The organism is Streptomyces sp. CLV115 (assembly GCF_038448545.1).
GTDB lineage: Bacteria > Actinomycetota > Actinomycetes > Streptomycetales > Streptomycetaceae > Streptomyces > Streptomyces sanglieri.
Map to the genome: position 1 here is coordinate 14,983 of NZ_JBCEWQ010000063.1, position 17,681 is coordinate 32,663.

Consider the following 17,681-nt stretch of genomic DNA (forward strand, 5'->3'; position numbering starts at 1 on the left):
TTCGAATACTTTGATCCTCCCATGCCGCCACTCGGCCCGGCATGCGGGAATGGCGGGTGCCTCCGGGAACGTTCTGCGCACAGACGCGATCGCCCTTACGAGGAGAGACGATGCCCGACAACAGCACGGCGACGACCGGGAAGACCCCTGTCGACTTCTGGTTCGACCCGCTCTGCCCCTGGGCCTGGATGACCTCCCGCTGGATGCTGGAGGTGGAGAAGGTCCGTGATGTCGAGGTCCGCTGGCACGTGATGAGCCTGTCCGTCCTCAACGAGGACAGGCTCGACGAGCTGCCGGAGGAGTACCGGGAGCTGCTGGAGAAGGGCTGGGGCCCGGTCCGCGTCGTCGTCGCCGCCCAGCAGAAGCACGGCGACGAGGTCGTCGGCCCGCTCTACACCGCGCTCGGCACCCGTTTCCACAACCAGGGCGAGGGCGCCACGCGCGAGGCGGTCGTGGCCGCGCTCCAGGACGTCGGTCTGCCGGCCGAGCTGGCGGACTTCGCGGACTCGGACGTGTACGACACCGAGCTGCGCGCCTCCCACAAGGAGGGCATCGACAAGGTCGGCCAGGACGTCGGCACCCCGGTCATCGCCGTCCCGGGCGCGGACGGCGAGCAGATCGCCTTCTTCGGCCCGGTCGTCACCCCCGCCCCGAAGGGCGAGGACGCGGCGAAGCTGTGGGACGGCACGCTGCTGGTCGCGTCGATCCCCGGCTTCTACGAGATCAAGCGGACCCGGACCCAGGGGCCGATCTTCGACTGACCTGTACGGGGCGCTGCGGGGCGGGGCGGCCGTCCGGTTCCGCACCGTGCTCGTCCACCGCTCCCGCTCCCGCGGCCCGGCGACCGGCCGCGGTCAGGGCCAGGGTGACCGCGATCGAGGCCGCCGCCATCACGGTCATCGCCGTCGCGGGGGAGGTCCACTGGGCGACGGTGCCGGCCAGTGCCGCCGCGACGCCCTGCATGGTGAGCATCCCGGAGGAGTGCAGGCCGAGCGCCTGGCCGGTGAACTCGTCCGGGACCAGGGTCATCAGCCGTTCCTGGAACAGCAGACTCGCCGCGAACCCGACCGAGGCGAGTGCCGCCAGGGCGAGCGCCGCCGGGAGCGCCGGGCGGGTGGCGAAGAGCAGATACGGGACGGCCAGGAGCAGCTGCAGGGGAGTGGCCAGCCGTCCGCGCCACCGCCGGGCGAAGAACCGGCCCGCCACGGTGTCCCCGACGAGCATCCCCAGCGCGGCGAAGGCGAAGAGGAGCCCGGCGCGCTCGGGGGCGTACGGGACGAAGAGCGACTCGCAGCCGACGATCAGCCCGTTGGGCACCCAGAGCGCGAGGTAGACCCGGCGGCGCGGGCCCGAGGACCACAGCAGGGCGTTGACCCGCCAGGTCTCGGCGGCCGACGGCCGCCCGGCGGCGCGCGGCGCCCTGCGCGCCAGCCCGAAACGGGCGACGGCCGCACCCGTCAGATACAGGGCGGCGGCGACCAGCAGTGTGCCGCGCGCGGAGAGCGTCGTCACCAGCAGCCCACCGAGCGCGAACCCGGCGATCTGCATCAGTCCGGAGCACATGTTCAGTACGGAACGCCCCAGCAGATAGCCGTCCTTGGGCAGTACCTCGGTGAGCAGCCCGTACCGCACCCCGCCGCCCACGGCGGCGACCACCCCCTGGGCCAGGATGATCGCGAAGACCACCGGCAGCGGAAGCCCGGGCACGGCGAGAACGGCGGTGGCCACCCCGAAGGCGAGCGCCAGACCGGTCGTCGCGGCCCGGGGCGGCAGCCGGTCCGCCGCGGACATCAGCAGGGTCGCCCCGAGCATCTGGGCGAGCGAGGAGCCGAACATGGACAGGGCGGCGAGCAGCGGCGAGTCGGTCGCGGCGTAGACGAGCGTGCCGAGGGCCAGCCCGCTCGTCGTCGACGCCGCGGTCTGGACGGCACTGGTCGCGAAGAGCGGCCCGAACTGCGGCGTACGGAAGAGTTCCCGGTAGGTGCGCATCCGGGGAGTCTCGGCGGTGGTCCGGGACGGCCGTTACAGTTTCGCGCGGAGGCGAAACGTCATGGGCATGTGGCAGATCGACACGGACACACTCGCGGGGAGCCGGTTCGTCGTCTCACCCCTCGCCGAGACCGTCTCCGCCCTGAACTCCCTGGAGCGGGGCCGGCCCGACCACCCCGGCGAACGGGCCTGGCTCGACGCCCATCTGCCCGCCTACCGTGCCCGGCAGGCCGCCGACCCGGTGGCGGCCCGGCTCGTACCGGCGGGGCTCGGCGGCAGTTGGAGCGCGGACTTCCTGACCCCCACTCCGACCGGCGAGGGCGCCCCGACCTTCGAGGAGGAGCTGGCCCCCGTCCGGGCGACCACCCCCGAGCGTGCCCGGGCGGACCTGACGGTGGCGCTCGGTGGCATCCCCCTCCCGCCGCTCCTGGACCGCGACGACCTGGCCCGGCGGGCCGCCGACGTCCTGCACTGGGTCTGGCTGCACACCGTCCTGCCGGACTGGCCGCGCCGCCGCCGGATCATCGAGGCGGACATCGTCGCGCGGACCGGACAGCTGAGCCAGGGCGGCTGGGCGGCCGCCCTGGGCGGTCTGTGCCCGGGGATGCGATGGCTGGGCGGGAGCCGGCTCCGGATCAACGCGCACGACTATCCCCCGAAGCAACTCTCCGGCGCACGGCTGCTGTTCGTCCCGGTCACCCAGCGCTCCGGCTGGGCCTCCTGGGACGACGCGGCCGAGCGCTACGCACTCGTCTACCCCTGCTCGGGCACCCTCGCCGACGCGGAGCGGGCCCGGGTCCCGGACAGCCTGTCCCGCCTCCTCGGCCCGGGGCGGGCATCGGTCCTGGTCCTCCTCTCCAGCCCGAAGAGCACCACCCAACTGGCCGCCCTGACCGGCCAGGCCCTCGGCTCGGTCGGCCGCCACCTCAAGATCCTCCTGGACGCGGGCCTGGCGGGTCGCCGCCGGGCCGGCCGCTCCGTCCTCTACTTCCGCACGGAGGCGGGGGACGTACTGGTGGGGGCCCAGGGGGGCGGGTGAGGCGCCCCGCACCCGGCTTTCGTCCGCAACCGCTGGACGGCCTCGCGCCGGCCGTCGCGCGGGCGGTGTCCGTCCGCCACTGCTCAACTGCCGCCGCGGTGCCACGAGGCCGGCCGGACGCCTTGCACGTCCCACGTCCCACGTCCCACGTCTCAGGTCCCACTGCGCGGGACCGCAGCCCCGTCGGGTGTCACTCCTTGAACTCGACGGCTCCATGGGAGGGTCGTCCGGGCCCGGTCGTGTCCAGCAGCCCGGTCACCGGTGACATCGGCTCCCACCCGGGCGCGAGCCCGGTCAGGCGTTCGGCGACGCGGGCCCAGGCCGCCCCGTCCGTGCCGAGCCGGGAGCGTACGAGCTCCGCGAGGCCGGCCCGGGCGGCGGCGGCCTCGGGCGGGGCGTCCGTGCGGCGGGCGGTCCCGCTCAGGTAGGCGAGGATGCGCGCGGCCGGGGCCGCCGACCGCAGCAGGTCCGTGCCGGTCAGCAGGCCCGCCGCGAGCAGCCCGTCCAGCTGGGTGGTCGGCGCGCAGTGGTACAGGCCGCCGAGCCCGTGCCGGGCTCGCTCCCGGGTCAGCCCCACGTTCCCGGACAGCCCGTCGGGACCCGGCTCGCCCAGCAGCGCCGCGTGCCGCAGCCGGACCTCCTCGGGCGCCTCGTCGAGGCGGACCACGTCGGACCAGTACGGGATCGGGTCCTCGGCGTGGGCGGTTTCGAGAGCCGCCCAGTCCACGGCCACGCCCGGCGGGAGCGACCTGAAGACCATGCGTGTCTGCGCGGCGTTCTGGGCGCGCCGCAGCTTCGCGACGAGCTTGCCCGGAGCCAGTTCGCGGTCGAGCCGGGCGCGGAGCACGGCGACGGGGTCGGCGGCTGCCAGGGCCTTCGCGCACACGGTGGTGGCGGCCCGCCCCAGCAGGTCCGCGCCCGCGACGCGGGCCAGCCGGTCGGCGCCACCGTGCTCCAGCAGCCGCAGACAGCCGAGGAGTTGATGGGCGACGTCGAGCTTCGTTCCTTCCTTGGCGAGCAGCTCCTCGACGAGGTCGGGTTCGGCGGAGCAGAGCCACGCCGAGCCCCCGGCCGGACAGGCGGAGCCGCGGGCGCGCCAGTCGGCCAGTACCCGGCCGCCCAGCGACGTCCTCCCGGCGGCCGGCCGTGAGCGGGCCACGATTCGGTGGACGAGGGGCCGGGGGCTCCCCTGCCGCAGCAGGGCGAGGTCCACGTCGGGGTCGTCGAGGTCGACGAGGCGCTCCACCGATCCGCTCCGCCTCATCCAGCGGGCCTGCTCGGCGAGGACGCGCAGCGCGTCGCGGTCGCGTCCGGCCAGCAGCCGGTCGAGGACCGGGAGCGGCGTGCGGTCGTACCGCAGCAGATACGCGGCCAGGAGCCAGGGCCCGTCGGGGCCGAGCCGGGGCAGCACGGCGTCCACGACCTCGGCGTCCGCCAGGCAGAGCAGGGTGCCCTCCGGCCATGTCCACAGGTGGTTGCCGCGCTCCAGGAGCTTGATCGCCTCGTCGGGTGTGCCCGGTCCGGGCTTCGGCACGAGCGGCCCGCCGCCCCTCGCCGGGACGGCTCCACCCGGCCGCGACTGCGCGCGCCCCAGCAGCTCCGCCCAGGTCAGCCCCTCCTCGGCGGCTTCGGACGCCGTCACCGTCGCGGCCAGCCGGAGCCAGGCGTCGGGGTCGGTGCCGAGCTCGGCGCGCAGCCGCCGGGCGAGCGCGGACCGCCAGGCCTCCGCGAACGCCAGCCGCCGCCAGTCGTGCGGCAGCGCGAGCAGCCGGTGCGCGGGCAGCGTGGTGAGCAGTTCGTCCGCGGGCAACACGCCCTGACGGTAGGCGTGTTCGGTGAGGTGTGTGCTCGATCCGTACGACTCCGGGAGCTTCGCGCGTATCTCGGCGAGGCTCGGCGCGGCGTACACACAGCCCTCCTCGGACGCGGGAATGCCCTCGGCGGCGCAGGCGTCGGCGAACCAGTCCGGGGTGGTGAGGCCGGGCGCGTCGCTCCAGTCGTGCACGGACAGCGCGCGCAGCACGTCGGGGGATGCGGGCCGTGGTGCGTCGGCGGGGGCGAGGGAGTACAGCAGGTCGAGGGAGGGCAGGGCGTGGACCCGGTCGATCCGGTACAGGGGTGCCCGGGGCGGCGTCGCCGCGGCCGGCGGGCCGGGTTCGACGGCCTCCTCGGCCTCCTCGGTCCCCTCTACGACGGCCGCGCCCGCTGCGGCGATCAACTCCGCGACCGTTCCTTCGTGTTCGGGCAGCAGGGTGTCGAACGACGCCCAGGCGTGCGGCCGTTCCTCCAGGTGCGCCGCGGCCAGCGCGCGGAGTTCGGCGGCGGACGCCTCGCCCAGCAGGTTCCGTTCGGCGAGCCGGGCGAGCGCGGCCATGGCGTGGACGGCGGGCCGCGCGGTGCGCACCAGTTCGACGGGGTCGAGGAGGCCCGCACCCGCCATGCCCTCCGCCCAGCGGGTCGCGCTGTCGTCTAGCGACTCCTCGGCCAGGCGTCGCGCGGGTGGTGTGCTGTTGCCCGCGCGGCGTCCGCCGGCCCGCCACGGCTCGTTGAGGACGCTCAGCCGGAACGCCAGGCGCTGGGTGTCGTCCGCCGCCTCGTGGCGGGCCAGCTCCTCGCAGGCCTTGGGCATGAACGGGGTCGCGGCGTGGGCCGCGGCCAGGGCGTCGAGATCGTGCGCGTACGGCTCGGCCAGCAGATCGCGCAGGGTGCTGGTGCCCCGTGCGGTGGCCAGCAGCGCGGGCAGCCGGGCCGGGTCCTCGTACGGCTCGCACTGCGCACGCAGCCGGCGCAGGGCGGCGGCTCCCGTGTCGCCGTCCCTGCCGTCCCTGCCGTCGCCCGTGCCGCCGGCTCTGTCGCCGTCCGTGTCGTCGCCCGTGCCGGACAGGGCTTCGGTCACCGCGGTCACGACGGCCCCGCTCAGCCAGGCGGTCGCGGCAGGGTCGTCGAGCAGGGCGCGTACGGCGTCCGGGCCGCCGCGCTCCCAGATCCGCACCAGCGCGTACTGCTGCGCGACCTGACGGAACCCGACCCGCAGCGCGAGGACCACGAGCCTCGGGTCGCCGGAACCGAGCAGCGGCGCCAGCCAGGAGAGCGGCACATCGCCGTGCGGTGCCGTCAGCTCGTCGAGCAGCGCGCCGTCGAGGGGAACGGTGCCGGTCCGGTGCGCGATGGCACGGCGCAGGGACGCGGTGGTGCGCGGGTTGCGGTAGACGGCGGCCGAGACCCGGGCGTCGCCGATCGCGGCCAGCCGGGCGAGCACCCGGGTGTCGAGCCGGGGATGGCGGGCCAGCGCGGCGCGGGAACGGCGGTCGCCGTGGTCGAGCACGGCGGCGACGAGGGCGGGCGCGGGCGGTGCCCCAGCGGCGAGCAGGTCCGTCGTCGCCCGCTCGGGCAGCGCGGCCAGGGCCGCGGCGGCATCGCACGGCTCGGCGTGCTCCAGGAGCAGACCGAGTGTGGTGTGGACGCTGCGGGGTGCGGGCGCACGGAGCGTGTCGCCGGACTCCAGGGGCGTCGGCGGCTCGGCGAGCAGCGCGGGCAGGTCGCCACGGTACCCGGGAAGCGCGTCGTACAGGCCGCGCCACCGGCTCATGTCGGAGTCGAGGTGGCGTCCGGCCAATTCCCGTAGCAGCGCGGCCGCTTGGGCATCGACCCCACCGGCCGCGGCGACCTTCGCCGCCACCGTACGCGCGGGCCGCCCCCGCTCCACCGCCCGCAGAGCGGCGCCCGCTTCCTCCTGGCCCGTACCGTCCGGACCCCGGGCAACGTCGAGAATGCCGCGCAGCGTCCGTCCCGCCGCTCCCACCTGCGCCTCTGCCGTGAATGCCGTGAACGCCATGGCTGTCATGCTAGGGCTCTTGTTCGGGCCGTGCGGGCTCGCATGCCCCGGTGCCTCGCCGCGGGACCCCGGCGACCCCGGCCACGGGCAGGACCCGCGCGGGGAGCCGGACCCGTCGAACACGGCGGCCCCGCCCGCACGGTGCGGGCCTTCGGGGGCCGACGCACCCGGGGACGTGTGCGCTAGACGTTCGCGAGGAGGCGTTCCAGTGGCCGGGGCACGTGCTTGAGGTCCAGGTGGGCGATCAGCGCCTGCGCGTAGAGCGCCTTGCGGCCGCTGTGTGTGCCCATGAACCGCCGCAGCTGGTGTTCCACGGGGCGTTCCCGCTGTGCCGGCTGGCCCTGGAACGTGAGGAACGGGCGGATCTCGCCCTGGGCCTCGATCACTTGCTGCACCTCTTCGGCACCGAGGGCGCGGATCAGCTCGTCCTCCAGGTCGGCGACGCACACCTGGAAACCGAGGGTCTCCAGTCCGGCGCGGGTGAGGCCGGAGCCGAGCCCGACCCGCTCCAGGTGGCGCCGGAAGTGCCGCTCCTCGCCGATGTCGCAGAGTCCCGCCAGCGGGAGACCGAGCCCCGGCGGGCCGCACACGTTCAGGAAGCGCCCGATGCTCGTCGCGCCGCCGAGCGGTACGACCGCGACGCCCTCCGCGCCGAGGTCGCGGCCGTGGCGTGTGGCCAGTGCCTCGATCGCGACCTGGTCGCTGCCCCCCTCGACGAGCACGGCCGTACGCACACCACCGGCCAGTTCCCGCGCTTCCACGGCTGCCGCGTCCGCCCCCGCCCCGCCGGCCGCCCATGCGACCACTGCCTGGCGGAATCGCCTCAACTCATCCACGGGACCTCGCTTTCCGAGGCCATCCTGCACGGCGGGGATCCCGTACGCATACACGTTTCCCCGACAGCGTCCGCAGCCGGGAGGAGTGGGCCCACGCGGTGTGCGTGGCCCCACTCCCCTCGGCGGCCGGGATCAGCTCGGCTGGTCTCCGGTGTAGCGGTAGATGCCGCCTGCTGAGTTGACGTGCCATACGGTGCCGTCGGCCGCCGCGCCGATGTCGACGGCCTTGCCGGGGATGCCTACCCATGGGTTGGAGTCGTGGCCGGTGTAGCGGTAGATCTGGCCCAGGGAGTTCACGCCCCAGACATGAGTCCTGGACCCGACCGAGATCGAAGTGAGACCACCGGAGACGTTCTTCCAGTCAGCCATTTTCCTGTCCCCTTACCTCGAACCTTGCGAGGGGAATTTTGCTGCTCGGAGGGATCACCCAAACGGCCTGATATGCCGATTGGCTACAGAGACAAACCAAAAATCGCCGTTTGGCTCTCTTCGCCCCTCTGCCTGCCAGGGGTGTGGCTCACCCGCCTCGCCATCAGGAGGCCGAATCCGCTGTAACCCACAAGGGAACAGGGGCGGTGTTCCGGTCAAAAGTGCGTGACGTCCGGCGCAGCTACGCGCCGAGCCACTCCGCGACCTCGACCACGTCCCCGACGCTCACCACGCCCTCACAGACCACCGCGTTCTTCGCGCCGAAGCTGACCTTGTTGTTGAACTCCGGTTCGCGGCGGTACGTCGACAGGGTGCGGATCGGTTCCGGACCCGCGCGGTGGCCGGTGGACTGGTCGACCATGGGGACGGCACAGCGCGTCGCCCGGGTCGAGTGGGCCAGTTCCACCGTGCCGAGGAGCATCCGGCGCACCCGGTCCTCGAAGTGGGGCTCGTCGTCGCCGGTCAGGACGATGTTGGGGCGGAAGCGGTTCATCGGGACGGCCTTCGCGTCGCCCCGGGCGGTGATGCGGGCGTTGAGGCCGTCCAGGGAGGCCGTCGAGGTGACCAGCACCGCGTGCGCGTCCGCGAAGTTGACCTTGCCGGGGGTGTCGCCCCAGCCGTCCCGGTCGAAGCCGGGAAGCACCCGCACCAGACGGGACTTCACGCCGAGTGCGTCGGAGAACCACTCCGCGACCTCGTCCCCCTGGTCGGCGGCCATGCCGAGGGGGCGGTCGAACATGCTGACGTCGCGGCGCGCGCCGTCGCCGTCCACGTCCAGGCGCAACGGCTCGACGCCCTCGGCGGTCAGGGCCAGGGCCGCCCCGCCGTCCAGGACCACGACCCTGATCGCGGCCATCGCGGGGTGTGTGCGCTGGCTGCGGAAGGAGCCGTCGGCCGCGTCCACCACCATGAACGTGCGGTCGTGTTCCAGGCCCGTGCCGAGGACCTGCGCGGAGTCGACCGTGGTCCCGGCGCAGCCCTTGACCGGGTAGTAGGCCAGTTCGCGGACGGTGATCGTCATGGTGTCCCCTCCGGGGCAGCCGCTTCGAGAGCGTCGACGCTGCCGGACATGATGGTGCGGATGTGTCGGGTGAGGTGATCGGTGGGCCAGTCCCACCAGGCGACGGCGAGGAGCCGGGCGACGGTCTCCTCGTCGTAGCGGGTGCGGATCAGCCGGGCCGGGTTGCCGCCGACGATGCCGTAGTCGGGCACGTCCGAGGTGACGACCGAGCCGGCGCCGATGATCGCACCGTGTCCGATCCGTACGCCCGGCATCACCATGGCGTCGTAGCCGAACCAGACGTCGTTGCCCACGACGGTGTCGCCCCGGCCCGGCAGCCCGGTGAGCAGGTCGAAGTGCTCGGCCCAGGAGCCGCCCATGGAGGGGAACGGGAAGGTGGACGGGCCGTCCATCCGGTGGTTGGCGCCGTTCATGATGAACCGCGTCCCGGTCCCCAGCGCGCAGAACTTCCCGATGACGAGCTTCTCCGGGCCGTAGTGGTACAGCACGTTGCGCGTCTCGAACGCGGTCGCGTCGTCCGGGTCGTCGTAGTACGAGAAGTCTCCGACCTCGATCAGCTCGGACTTCACCAGAGGCTTCAGCAGTACGACCCGGGGCTGGCCGGGCATCGGGTGCAGAACAGTGGGGTCGGCGGGGGCCGGGCTCGAATCCATGGCGCTCATCATCGCATCCACCTCGCATGATGTAGGTTCCTTTTGGGAACTCATTGGATAGTGGAGAGGTGAAGCCATGACGGACGCGCGGTGGGCCGAGGTCGACGACTACTTCAACGGACTGCTGGTGGGCCCGGACGAAGCCCTGGACGCGGCCGTGGAGGCCAGTGACGGGGCGGGTCTTCCGGCGATCCAGGTCGCGGCCAACCAGGGCAAGCTGCTGAACCTGCTGGCCCGGCTCCAGGGCGCGCGCACCGTGCTGGAGATCGGCACCCTGGGCGGCTACAGCACCATCTGGCTGGCCCGCGCGCTGCCGGAGGGCGGCAGGGTCGTGACGCTGGAGGCCGATCCGGCGTACGCGGAGGTGGCGCGGGCCAACATCGAGCGGGCCGGGCTCGCGGCTGCCGTCGAGATCCGGGTCGGCCGGGCGCTCGACACGCTGCCGGAGATCGCGGAGGAGGGGTACGGACCGTTCGATGTGGTGTTCATCGACGCCGACAAGCCGAGCAACCCCGACTACCTCGCCTGGTCCCTGAAGCTGACCCGGCCCGGGAGCCTGATCGTCGCCGACAACGTCGTGCGCGACGGGGAGGTGGTCGACGGCGGCAGCGACGACCCGACGGTGCAGGGCGTACGCCGGTTCACCGAACTCGTCGCGGCGGAGCCGACGTTGAGCGCGACCGCGCTGCAGACCGTCGGGAGCAAGGGGTACGACGGGCTGATGCTGGCGCTGGTCACCGGCTGACGCCCGCACCTGTCACGCCCGGACACGGGGCCCCGTCCCGCACCTTCCTCGCTGGGACGGTGCTCTGCGTGGTGAGCCCGGGGCAAGGCCTCGGGGGAGGGGCCCCGGGGGAGGCCCCGGGAAAGGCATCCAGGGGAGAAGCCTCCAACAGTTGCCGGGCAATACTGTCGCCGGCGAGGTGATCACCCGTCTGCACACCGTCGCAGACTTGCAGGGTGCGGCGCGTCCCCTCGCGGTCGCCGCTTCCTCGTCCGTGCCGAACCGTAAGGACCCGAATCCATGAGCGAACGTGTCATCGCCCCCAAGAATCGCGGATTCCTCTTCCTCGATTCCCACCCGGCGGGCTGTGCGCGCCTGGTGGAGGACATGTGGCAGGCCGTCCCCGCCCCGTCCCGGGCCCCCGACCGGGCACCCGTGGCGCTGGTCATCGGCTCCTCCGCCGGGTACGGGCTGGCCGCGACGATCGCGGGTCTCGCCCGTGCCGGGATCCGCGGCATCGGGGTCTGCTTCGAGAAGGCCCCCGGGCGGCGTACGGGTACGGCCGGCTGGTACCGCACGGCCGCGACCGCCGGGCTCGTCCGTCGGCACGGTCACGACATGGTGTTCCTCAACGGGGACGCGTTCTCCGACGAGATGAAGAACCAGGTCGCTCAGGTGCTGGAGGAGCGGTTCGACGGCCGTCTGGACTACCTGATCTACTCGGTGGCCGCCCCGCGCCGCACCGACCCCGTCACCGGAACCACGTACGCCTCCGTCCTCAAGCCCATCGGCGAGGCGTACCGCACCAAGACCCTCGTCTTCGACGACGGGGGCACCGGTGAGGTGCGGGAGGTCGGAACGCAGCCGGCCGACGGCGACGACATCGAGCAGACCGTCGCCGTCATGGGCGGTACCGACTGGGAGCGGTGGATCGACCACCTTGCCGACCGCGGACTGCTCGCCGACGGATTCACCACCGCGGCCCTCTCGTACATCGGCTCCGCGCTGACGGCGGCGATCTACCGGCAGGGCACCATCGGCGCCGCCAAGTCCCACCTCGAACAGACCGCCCGCACCCTGGACGAGCGGCTCGGCAAGCTGGTCGGCGGGCGCGCGGTCACCTCGGTCAACGCGGCTGCCGTCACCCAGTCCTCGACCGCGATCCCGGGCATCGCCCTGTACGTCGGGCTGCTCCGCGGCGTTCTCGGCCACGCCATGGTCCCGCCGATCGGGCAGCTCACCGACCTGTGGGACCAGCTCACCGGCGCCCGCCCGCTCGACCTCGACGAGGAGGGACGGGTGCGCCTGGACACCTGGGAACTCGCCCCCGCCGTCCAGGCGGCCGTCACCGAACGGTGGAACACCGCCACCACCGCGAACATCACCGAACTCGCCGACCTCGGCTGGTTCCACGCCGAAGTGCAGCGGCTGTACGGATTCGCCGTGCCCGGCATCGACTACGCCGCGCCGGTCGAGACCGACATCCCCTGGCCGGACGCCGTCACTCGGGGGCCCGGCTCCCGCGCGTGATGCCGGGCGGATCAGTGAATCGCTCACCCTGTTCAAGCGCTGCCGCGCGCAACGAGCCGGTCGTCATCGGTGACCGCGGCCGAGTGCTGTACGGCGGCAGGAAACCGGAGCGCGCGCACCTGCGCGACCGTGCGGACGTCGTGAGCGCCGAAGAGGTGAAGGGGATGGGCGTGTCCGTCGGGTGACCGACGGCCGGCCGCGGTGCTCGGCCGTCGACGGTCGGCGCCCGGCCGTCGGCGCATGGCGCTCGGCGGGAAAACTCTTGGACACGAACGATGGATCCGGCCATGATCGGGTGCATGGATTTGTGTGTGATGGACCCGGTTCGTATCGATACGGAGCAGCTTTCGGGAGGGCGGTCGCTGGGTTGGGCCGAGTGGGGGCCGGCGGACGGGGTGCCGGTGCTGTTCTCGCCGGGGGCGGCCACCAGCAGGCACCTCGGGTTCGGAGCTGAGGCGCTGGACGCGCTGGGTGTGCGGCTGATCTCCGTCGACCGCCCCGGCCTGGGCGTCTCCTCGCCCCGGCCCGGCCGCACCTTCGACGACTTCGTCGACGACGTCCGCGCGTTCGCCGGTCTGCGGGGCCTGGGACGGCCCCTGATGGTCGGCAACTCCCAAGGGGCGCCGTTCGCGCTGGCGTGCGCCGCAGCAGGAGCGGTCCGGGCGCTCGCGGTCGTCTCCGGCGGGGACGAGATCGCCGAGCCGCGCTTCGCCGACGCGCTGCCGGGCGAACTGCGGCGCCTCGTCGACCTCGCCGTCCTCGACCCGGCCGCCGCCGAGCAGGTCTTCGCCGGGTTCGGCTCGCAGGCGATGTGGGACATGGTCATGTCCGGCAGTCCGGAGTGCGATCTCGCCGTCTATCAGCAGCCGGCGTTCGCGGCCGCCTACCGGCGCGCGCTCGACGAGGCCTTCGCGCAGGGAGCGGCCGGCTATGCCCGGGACACCGTCCTGGCCATGGGGCGCTGGGGGATCGCACTGGCGGACATCGCCGTACCCGTCGACCTCTGGTACGGGGAGAAGGACACCGGCCACTCGCCCGACCAGGGGGCCGGACTGACCACGCGCATCCCGGGCGCGGTCCGGCACCTGGTGCCGGAGGCCGGCGGGGCGGTGCTCTGGACGCATGCCGAGCAGGTGCTGAGCACGCTGCTGGGGCGCGCCGCAGCCGTCTGACTCCTCGAATACGCAGAAGAACCCCCGCCTGCACGTCCAGGCGGGGGTTCTCCCTTCATCCGCCTGCCCGGTGAAGGTTGAGAAGACGATCACGAGGCAGGACGTCCGGGCGTCTTCCGGTCAGGGGGCGAGCAGCAGGACGTCGGCGCGCTCCTTGGCCGCCGCGTAACGCTTCGCCACGTCCTGCCAGTTGACGACGGCCCACATCGCCTCGATGAAGTCGACCTTCTGGTTCTTGTACTGGAGGTAGAAGGCGTGCTCCCAGGCGTCGAAGACCAGGACCGGGACGGAGCCCTGGCCGACGTTGCCCTGGTGGTCGTAGACCTGCTCGACGATCAGCCTGCCGCTGACCGGCTCGTACGCCAGGACGCCCCAGCCGGAGCCCTGCGTGGTGGCCGCGGCCTTCGTCAGCTGGGCCTTGAAGCCGGCGAACGAGCCGAACGACTCGGTGATCGCGTCCGCCAGGTCACCGACACCGTCCGCGGCGAGCGGCTCGCCGCCGCCGTCACCGGTCATGTTGTGCCAGTAGATGGAGTGCAGGATGTGGCCGGAGAGGTGGAACGCGAGGCTCTTCTGAAGCCCGTTGATCGCCCCCCAGGCCTCCTTGTCGCGGGCCTCCGCCAGCTGCTCCAGGGTGTCGTTCGCACCCTTCACATAGGCGGCGTGGTGCTTGTCGTGGTGGAGCTCGATGATCTGCGGATTGATGACCGGTTCGAGCGCCGCGTAGTCGTACGGGAGTTCCGGAAGCGTGTACGTGGCCATGTGGTCGAACCCTCCAGCTGCTTTCCTGTGGTTATTGCAACCTATATGCAAGAGCAGGCTAACAGCAGGAAGGGTCGACAATGATCAGCCCTTCGACGTAGGACCGGAGCCCCGCCCGGGAACGAGGGGCTCAGGCGCGGGCGTGCGTGCGGGCCTGGGCGAGTCGGTTCAGGTGGTCCTCGTACGCCTTCGTGTAGTGCGCCGCGTGCGCCGGGTCCGGTTCGACGATCGATGTGGGGGCCGTCCACGCGGCCGTGTCCAGCTCCACTCCGAAGCGCTCCGCCGCCGCCAGCACCGCGCCGCGTGCGCCGACCTCGCCCTCCACGATCCGGACCGGCCGGCCCAGCACATCGGCGAACAGCCGCATCCACGCGGGGGAGCGGGTGCCGCCGCCGCACAGGGCGAGGGTGCCGGTGAGGCCCGCGGCCTCCAGGCAGTGCCGGGCGGCGAAGCCGATGCCCTCGCAGACGGCGCGGATCAGATCGGCGGGGGTGGTCTCCAGGGACACCCCGGTGAACTCGGCGCGCAGCCTCGGCTCGACGAACGGGGCGCGTTCGCCGGACGGGGCGAAGTAGGGGAGCACCCGGACCCCGTTCGCGCCCGGCGCGGTGGTGGCGAGCAGCGCGTCGACCTCCGTGTGGCGTACGCCGGTGGTGGTCAGCACCCAGTCCAGGGCCGCCGTGCCGACCATCGCGGGCATGGCGCGCAGCCAGTGGCCGGGGCGGTCGGTGGAGATGTGCAGGCCGGCCGGTTCGCCGTCCAGGTCGAGCTGTTCGGTGGCCACCAGCGAGGCCAGACAGGTGCCGACGATCAGCAGTCCGTCGCCGGGGCGGGTGACGCCCGCGCCCAGCGCGCAGGCCGGCAGGTCGTACGGGCCGTTGGAGATCCGTAACCCGGAGGGGAGCGCGGCGGTGGCCACCGGGTCGCTGACCGGGGCGAGGAGCGGCGCCCGGTGGGCGAGACCGAGCGCGGCCACCACATCCGCGGCGTACGCGCGGGTCACCGGGTCCAGGAACGGCATCGACGCGTCGGAGACGTCCGTGGCCCGGACCCCCGTCAGCCGCTGGAACACCATGTCCTTGCAGTACAGAGCGGTCGCCGCGGCGTCGAGCGAGGCGGGTTCGTGCCGGTCGAGCCAGGCCAGCAGCGGGCCCGGACAACCGGGGAACATCGCGCTGCCGGTGCGCCGGTAGACGGTCTCGAAGACCCCGGACGCCAGCCAGGAGTCGACCAGTTCATGGGCCCGGCCGTCCATCCAGGAGATCGCCTTGCGGACCGGCAGGCCCGCCCCGTCGACCAGCCAGACGCCGTCGCCCTGGCCGGTGAGACCGACGAACCCGGCTCCCTCGGAGCCGAGCGCGTCCAGCACCTCGCGGACCGCGCCGTACACCTCGTCCATGTCCTGCTCCACGGACCCGCCGTGGATCGCGAGCCCCACCGGGCGGGACTCGACGGCCAGCGTGCGGCCGCCCGGGTCGAAGGCGGCGGCCTTCACCACGGACGTGCCGACATCGACGCCGATGTATCTCGTCGTGCTCGCGGTCATCGTCACGGTTCCTCTCACAGCGCGTGGGCGAGCGGCTCGTTCCGCACGTGGCGCGCCACCTCGGCCGCCGCGATCCGGGCCGCCTTCTGCGCGACGGCCCGGCTGGCCCCCGCCACGTGCGGGGTCATCAGCAGACGCGGGGTACGGAAGAGCCGCGACGTGGCCGGCGGCGGCTCCTGCTCGTACGTGTCGAGCGCCGCGGCCCGCAACTGCCCCGAGTCCAGGGCGTCGCACAGCGCGTCCGTGTCCAGCAGCCCGCCCCGGGCCGCGTTCACCACCACCGCGCCGCGCGGCAGCATCGCCAGTTCGCGGGCGCCGATGAGATGCCGGGACTCCGGGGTGAGCCTGGCGTGCAGGGTGAGGACCCGGGAACGGGACAGCAGCGCCTCCAGCGACGCGGCGCGCATGCCGTGGACGTCGCCGCGCACATACGGGTCGTACACCTCGACCTCGGCACCGAACGCGGACAGCACCCGGGCCACCCGGCTGCCCACCGCGCCGTACCCGATCAGGCCGACCGGGGTGTCCTCCAGCTCCAGGCCGCAGTTCTCGTACGTGTAGTGGGTGGCGTCCCAGCGGCCGTCCGCGGCGAGGGAGCGGTGGGCCTCGGGGATGCGGCGCAGCGCGGAGAGGATCAGCCCGACGGTGAACTCGGCGGTCGCCGCCGCGTTGCGCCCCGGCGCGAAGCACACCCGTACGCCCCGGGCGCGTGCGGCGGCCGCGTTCACATTGACCGGGCCGCCCCGGCAGACCACGATCAGCCGGAGGTCGGGGGCGGCGGCCAGCACCCGCTCGGTGAACGGGCCCATCTGGGTCACGCACACCTCGACCCCGTCCAGGGCGGCGATCAGCGCGTCCTCGACGTCGCTCGCCTCGTCGACCTCGGCGACCTTGCCGAAGGGCTCCAGGGGCCAGGGCAGGGTGAGTTCGGTGAGCTGCGGCTCCGTGCCGGTCGGGCCGAGCGCCTGGTGCACGGCCTCGGCGAGCAGCGAGTTGCGGACGAAGTGGTCACCGGCGAGCAGAATCCTCGTGGCGGGGCGGACCGTCTGGGGGCGGGTCATCGCAGAGCGTCTCCTGTCTGGGCGTCGAAGACATGGACGTGCCGGGGATCGGCGGTGATGCGTACGGTGTCGTCCCGGTCGAGCCGTACCTCCGGACCGGTCACGACGACCAGCGGCTTCGCCACCCCGTCGAGCGAGAGCGTGGCGATGCCGGATTCCAGCAGGGGCTCATGGGCGGCGACCCGGGCCCGTGCACCAGTGTCGTCCAGGCGCACATCCTCCGGGCGGATGCCGAGCACCACCGCGCGTCCCGCCGCGATCCGGTGCGGTACGGGGACGTGCACGGAGTCCGAGAGGCGCACCGTGCCCGAGCCGGTGGCGGTGCCCGGCAGCAGATTGACGGCCGGCTCCCCGACGAAGTCGGCGACGAACAGGTTCGCCGGGGCGTCGTAGATCTCCTCGGGGGTGCCGAGCTGCTGGATCTCGCCGTCCCGCATCACCGCGATCCGGTCGGCGAGCGACAGCGCCTCCTCCTGGTCGTGCGTGACCAGGATGGTGGTGTGGCCGCTGTCGCGCTGGATCCGTTTCAACTCGCGCCGGGTGGTGTCCCGCTGGCCGGCGTCGAGATGGGAGAGCGGCTCGTCCAGGAGGAGCACGTCGGGCACCCGGATCAGCGCGCGGGCCAGGGCGACCCGCTGCTTCTGGCCGCTGGAGAGCCCGGCCGGGCGGGCGTCCAGGAGGTCGGTGATCCCGAGCCGTCCGGCCATCGCGGCGACCCGGCGGCCGATCTCCGCCCGGCCGCACCCGCCCCGGGCGGCCAGCCCGAAACCGAGGTTCTCCGCGACCGTCAGCGGCGGGTACAGCGCGTAGTTCTCGAACGCCACCCCGATGTTGCGCTGCCGGGCCGGGAGCGGCACCACCGACGAGCCGCCGATGAGGATGTCGCCGCCGGTGACCGTCTCCAGGCCGGCGATCATCCGCAGGGTGGTGGACTTGCCGCAGCCGGACGGGCCGAGCAGCCCCAGCAGCTCGCCGGAGCGCAGCTCGACGTCGATGGACCGGACGGCCTCGACGGCGGCCCGGCCCCGCCCGGTGTAGGTCTTGCGCAGTGCGCGCAGGGCCAGTTCAGTCATCCCTCACCGCC

15 protein-coding genes are annotated in these 17,681 nt (G+C 73.3%); 5 read left to right on the forward strand and 10 right to left on the reverse strand.

What is annotated here, in order from left to right:
• Positions 1 to 110 precede the first annotated feature (110 nt).
• A complete protein-coding gene (locus AADR41_RS21915) occupies positions 111 to 761 on the forward strand; it encodes a mycothiol-dependent nitroreductase Rv2466c family protein (RefSeq protein WP_342283084.1) in 651 nt (216 codons plus the stop codon).
• Here the strand turns inward: AADR41_RS21915 and AADR41_RS21920 are convergent.
• The gene (locus AADR41_RS21920) at positions 724 to 1,989 is read right to left on the reverse strand and encodes an MFS transporter (RefSeq protein ID WP_342283085.1); all 1,266 of its coding nucleotides are present in this window, start codon (positions 1,987 to 1,989) and stop codon (positions 724 to 726) included. The two genes, AADR41_RS21915 and AADR41_RS21920, sit on opposite strands and share 38 nt — an antisense overlap.
• A gap of 61 nt (positions 1,990 to 2,050) precedes the next feature.
• On the opposite strand from AADR41_RS21920, the gene AADR41_RS21925 reads away from it, so the two are divergent.
• Positions 2,051 to 3,028, forward strand: a complete 978-nt coding sequence (locus AADR41_RS21925; protein WP_342283086.1) for a winged helix-turn-helix domain-containing protein — start codon at positions 2,051 to 2,053, stop codon at positions 3,026 to 3,028.
• 190 nt (positions 3,029 to 3,218) lie between these two features.
• Here the strand turns inward: AADR41_RS21925 and AADR41_RS21930 are convergent, their stop codons facing one another.
• From AADR41_RS21930 to AADR41_RS21950, 5 genes are all read right to left on the reverse strand, one after another.
• Positions 3,219 to 6,863, reverse strand: coding sequence for a hypothetical protein (locus AADR41_RS21930; RefSeq protein ID WP_342283087.1), 3,645 nt, complete (start codon positions 6,861 to 6,863; stop codon positions 3,219 to 3,221).
• A 182-nt stretch (positions 6,864 to 7,045) separates the two neighbouring features.
• The gene (locus tag AADR41_RS21935) at positions 7,046 to 7,699 is read right to left on the reverse strand and encodes an ATP-dependent endonuclease (protein ID WP_342283088.1); all 654 of its coding nucleotides are present in this window, start codon (positions 7,697 to 7,699) and stop codon (positions 7,046 to 7,048) included.
• A 132-nt stretch (positions 7,700 to 7,831) separates the two neighbouring features.
• Positions 7,832 to 8,068 carry a tectonin domain-containing protein gene (locus tag AADR41_RS21940; RefSeq protein ID WP_342283089.1) on the reverse strand — a complete coding sequence of 79 codons (237 nt, stop codon included), beginning with the start codon at positions 8,066 to 8,068 and terminating at the stop codon, positions 7,832 to 7,834.
• A gap of 241 nt (positions 8,069 to 8,309) precedes the next feature.
• Positions 8,310 to 9,149 carry an MOSC domain-containing protein gene (locus tag AADR41_RS21945; protein WP_342283090.1) on the reverse strand — a complete coding sequence of 280 codons (840 nt, stop codon included), beginning with the start codon at positions 9,147 to 9,149 and terminating at the stop codon, positions 8,310 to 8,312.
• Positions 9,146 to 9,802: a CatB-related O-acetyltransferase gene (locus AADR41_RS21950; protein ID WP_342283091.1), complete on the reverse strand. Its 657-nt coding sequence runs from the start codon at positions 9,800 to 9,802 to the stop codon at positions 9,146 to 9,148. Before AADR41_RS21950 ends, AADR41_RS21945 begins: the two co-directional genes overlap by 4 nt.
• 76 nt (positions 9,803 to 9,878) lie before the next feature.
• On the opposite strand from AADR41_RS21950, the gene AADR41_RS21955 reads away from it, so the two are divergent.
• The 3 genes from AADR41_RS21955 (at position 9,879) to AADR41_RS21965 (ending at position 13,228) form a co-directional block, all read left to right on the forward strand.
• On the forward strand, positions 9,879 to 10,547 hold the full coding sequence (locus tag AADR41_RS21955; RefSeq protein ID WP_342283092.1) for an O-methyltransferase: 669 nt from the start codon (positions 9,879 to 9,881) through the stop codon (positions 10,545 to 10,547).
• 279 nt (positions 10,548 to 10,826) lie between these two features.
• Positions 10,827 to 12,056 (forward strand): enoyl-[acyl-carrier-protein] reductase FabV, encoded by a 1,230-nt coding sequence (gene fabV / locus AADR41_RS21960; RefSeq protein ID WP_342283093.1) that lies wholly within the window; start codon positions 10,827 to 10,829, stop codon positions 12,054 to 12,056.
• A 314-nt stretch (positions 12,057 to 12,370) separates the two neighbouring features.
• Complete coding sequence (locus AADR41_RS21965) at positions 12,371 to 13,228, forward strand: alpha/beta fold hydrolase (protein ID WP_342283094.1); 858 nt, start codon at positions 12,371 to 12,373, stop codon at positions 13,226 to 13,228.
• Positions 13,229 to 13,348: 120 nt separating this feature from the next.
• On the opposite strand, the gene AADR41_RS21970 is transcribed toward AADR41_RS21965, so the two are convergent.
• From AADR41_RS21970 to AADR41_RS21985, 4 genes are all read right to left on the reverse strand, one after another.
• Entirely contained in the window at positions 13,349 to 13,990 is a 642-nt protein-coding gene (locus tag AADR41_RS21970; RefSeq protein WP_342283095.1) for a superoxide dismutase, read from the reverse strand.
• A 130-nt stretch (positions 13,991 to 14,120) separates the two neighbouring features.
• The gene (locus AADR41_RS21975) at positions 14,121 to 15,536 is read right to left on the reverse strand and encodes an FGGY-family carbohydrate kinase (RefSeq protein WP_342283096.1); all 1,416 of its coding nucleotides are present in this window, start codon (positions 15,534 to 15,536) and stop codon (positions 14,121 to 14,123) included.
• A 14-nt stretch (positions 15,537 to 15,550) separates the two neighbouring features.
• Positions 15,551 to 16,597, reverse strand: coding sequence for an NAD(P)-dependent oxidoreductase (locus AADR41_RS21980; protein ID WP_342283097.1), 1,047 nt, complete (start codon positions 16,595 to 16,597; stop codon positions 15,551 to 15,553).
• Positions 16,594 to 17,670 carry an ABC transporter ATP-binding protein gene (locus tag AADR41_RS21985; protein ID WP_342283098.1) on the reverse strand — a complete coding sequence of 359 codons (1,077 nt, stop codon included), beginning with the start codon at positions 17,668 to 17,670 and terminating at the stop codon, positions 16,594 to 16,596. Before AADR41_RS21985 ends, AADR41_RS21980 begins: the two co-directional genes overlap by 4 nt.
• Positions 17,671 to 17,681: the final 11 nt, after the last annotated feature.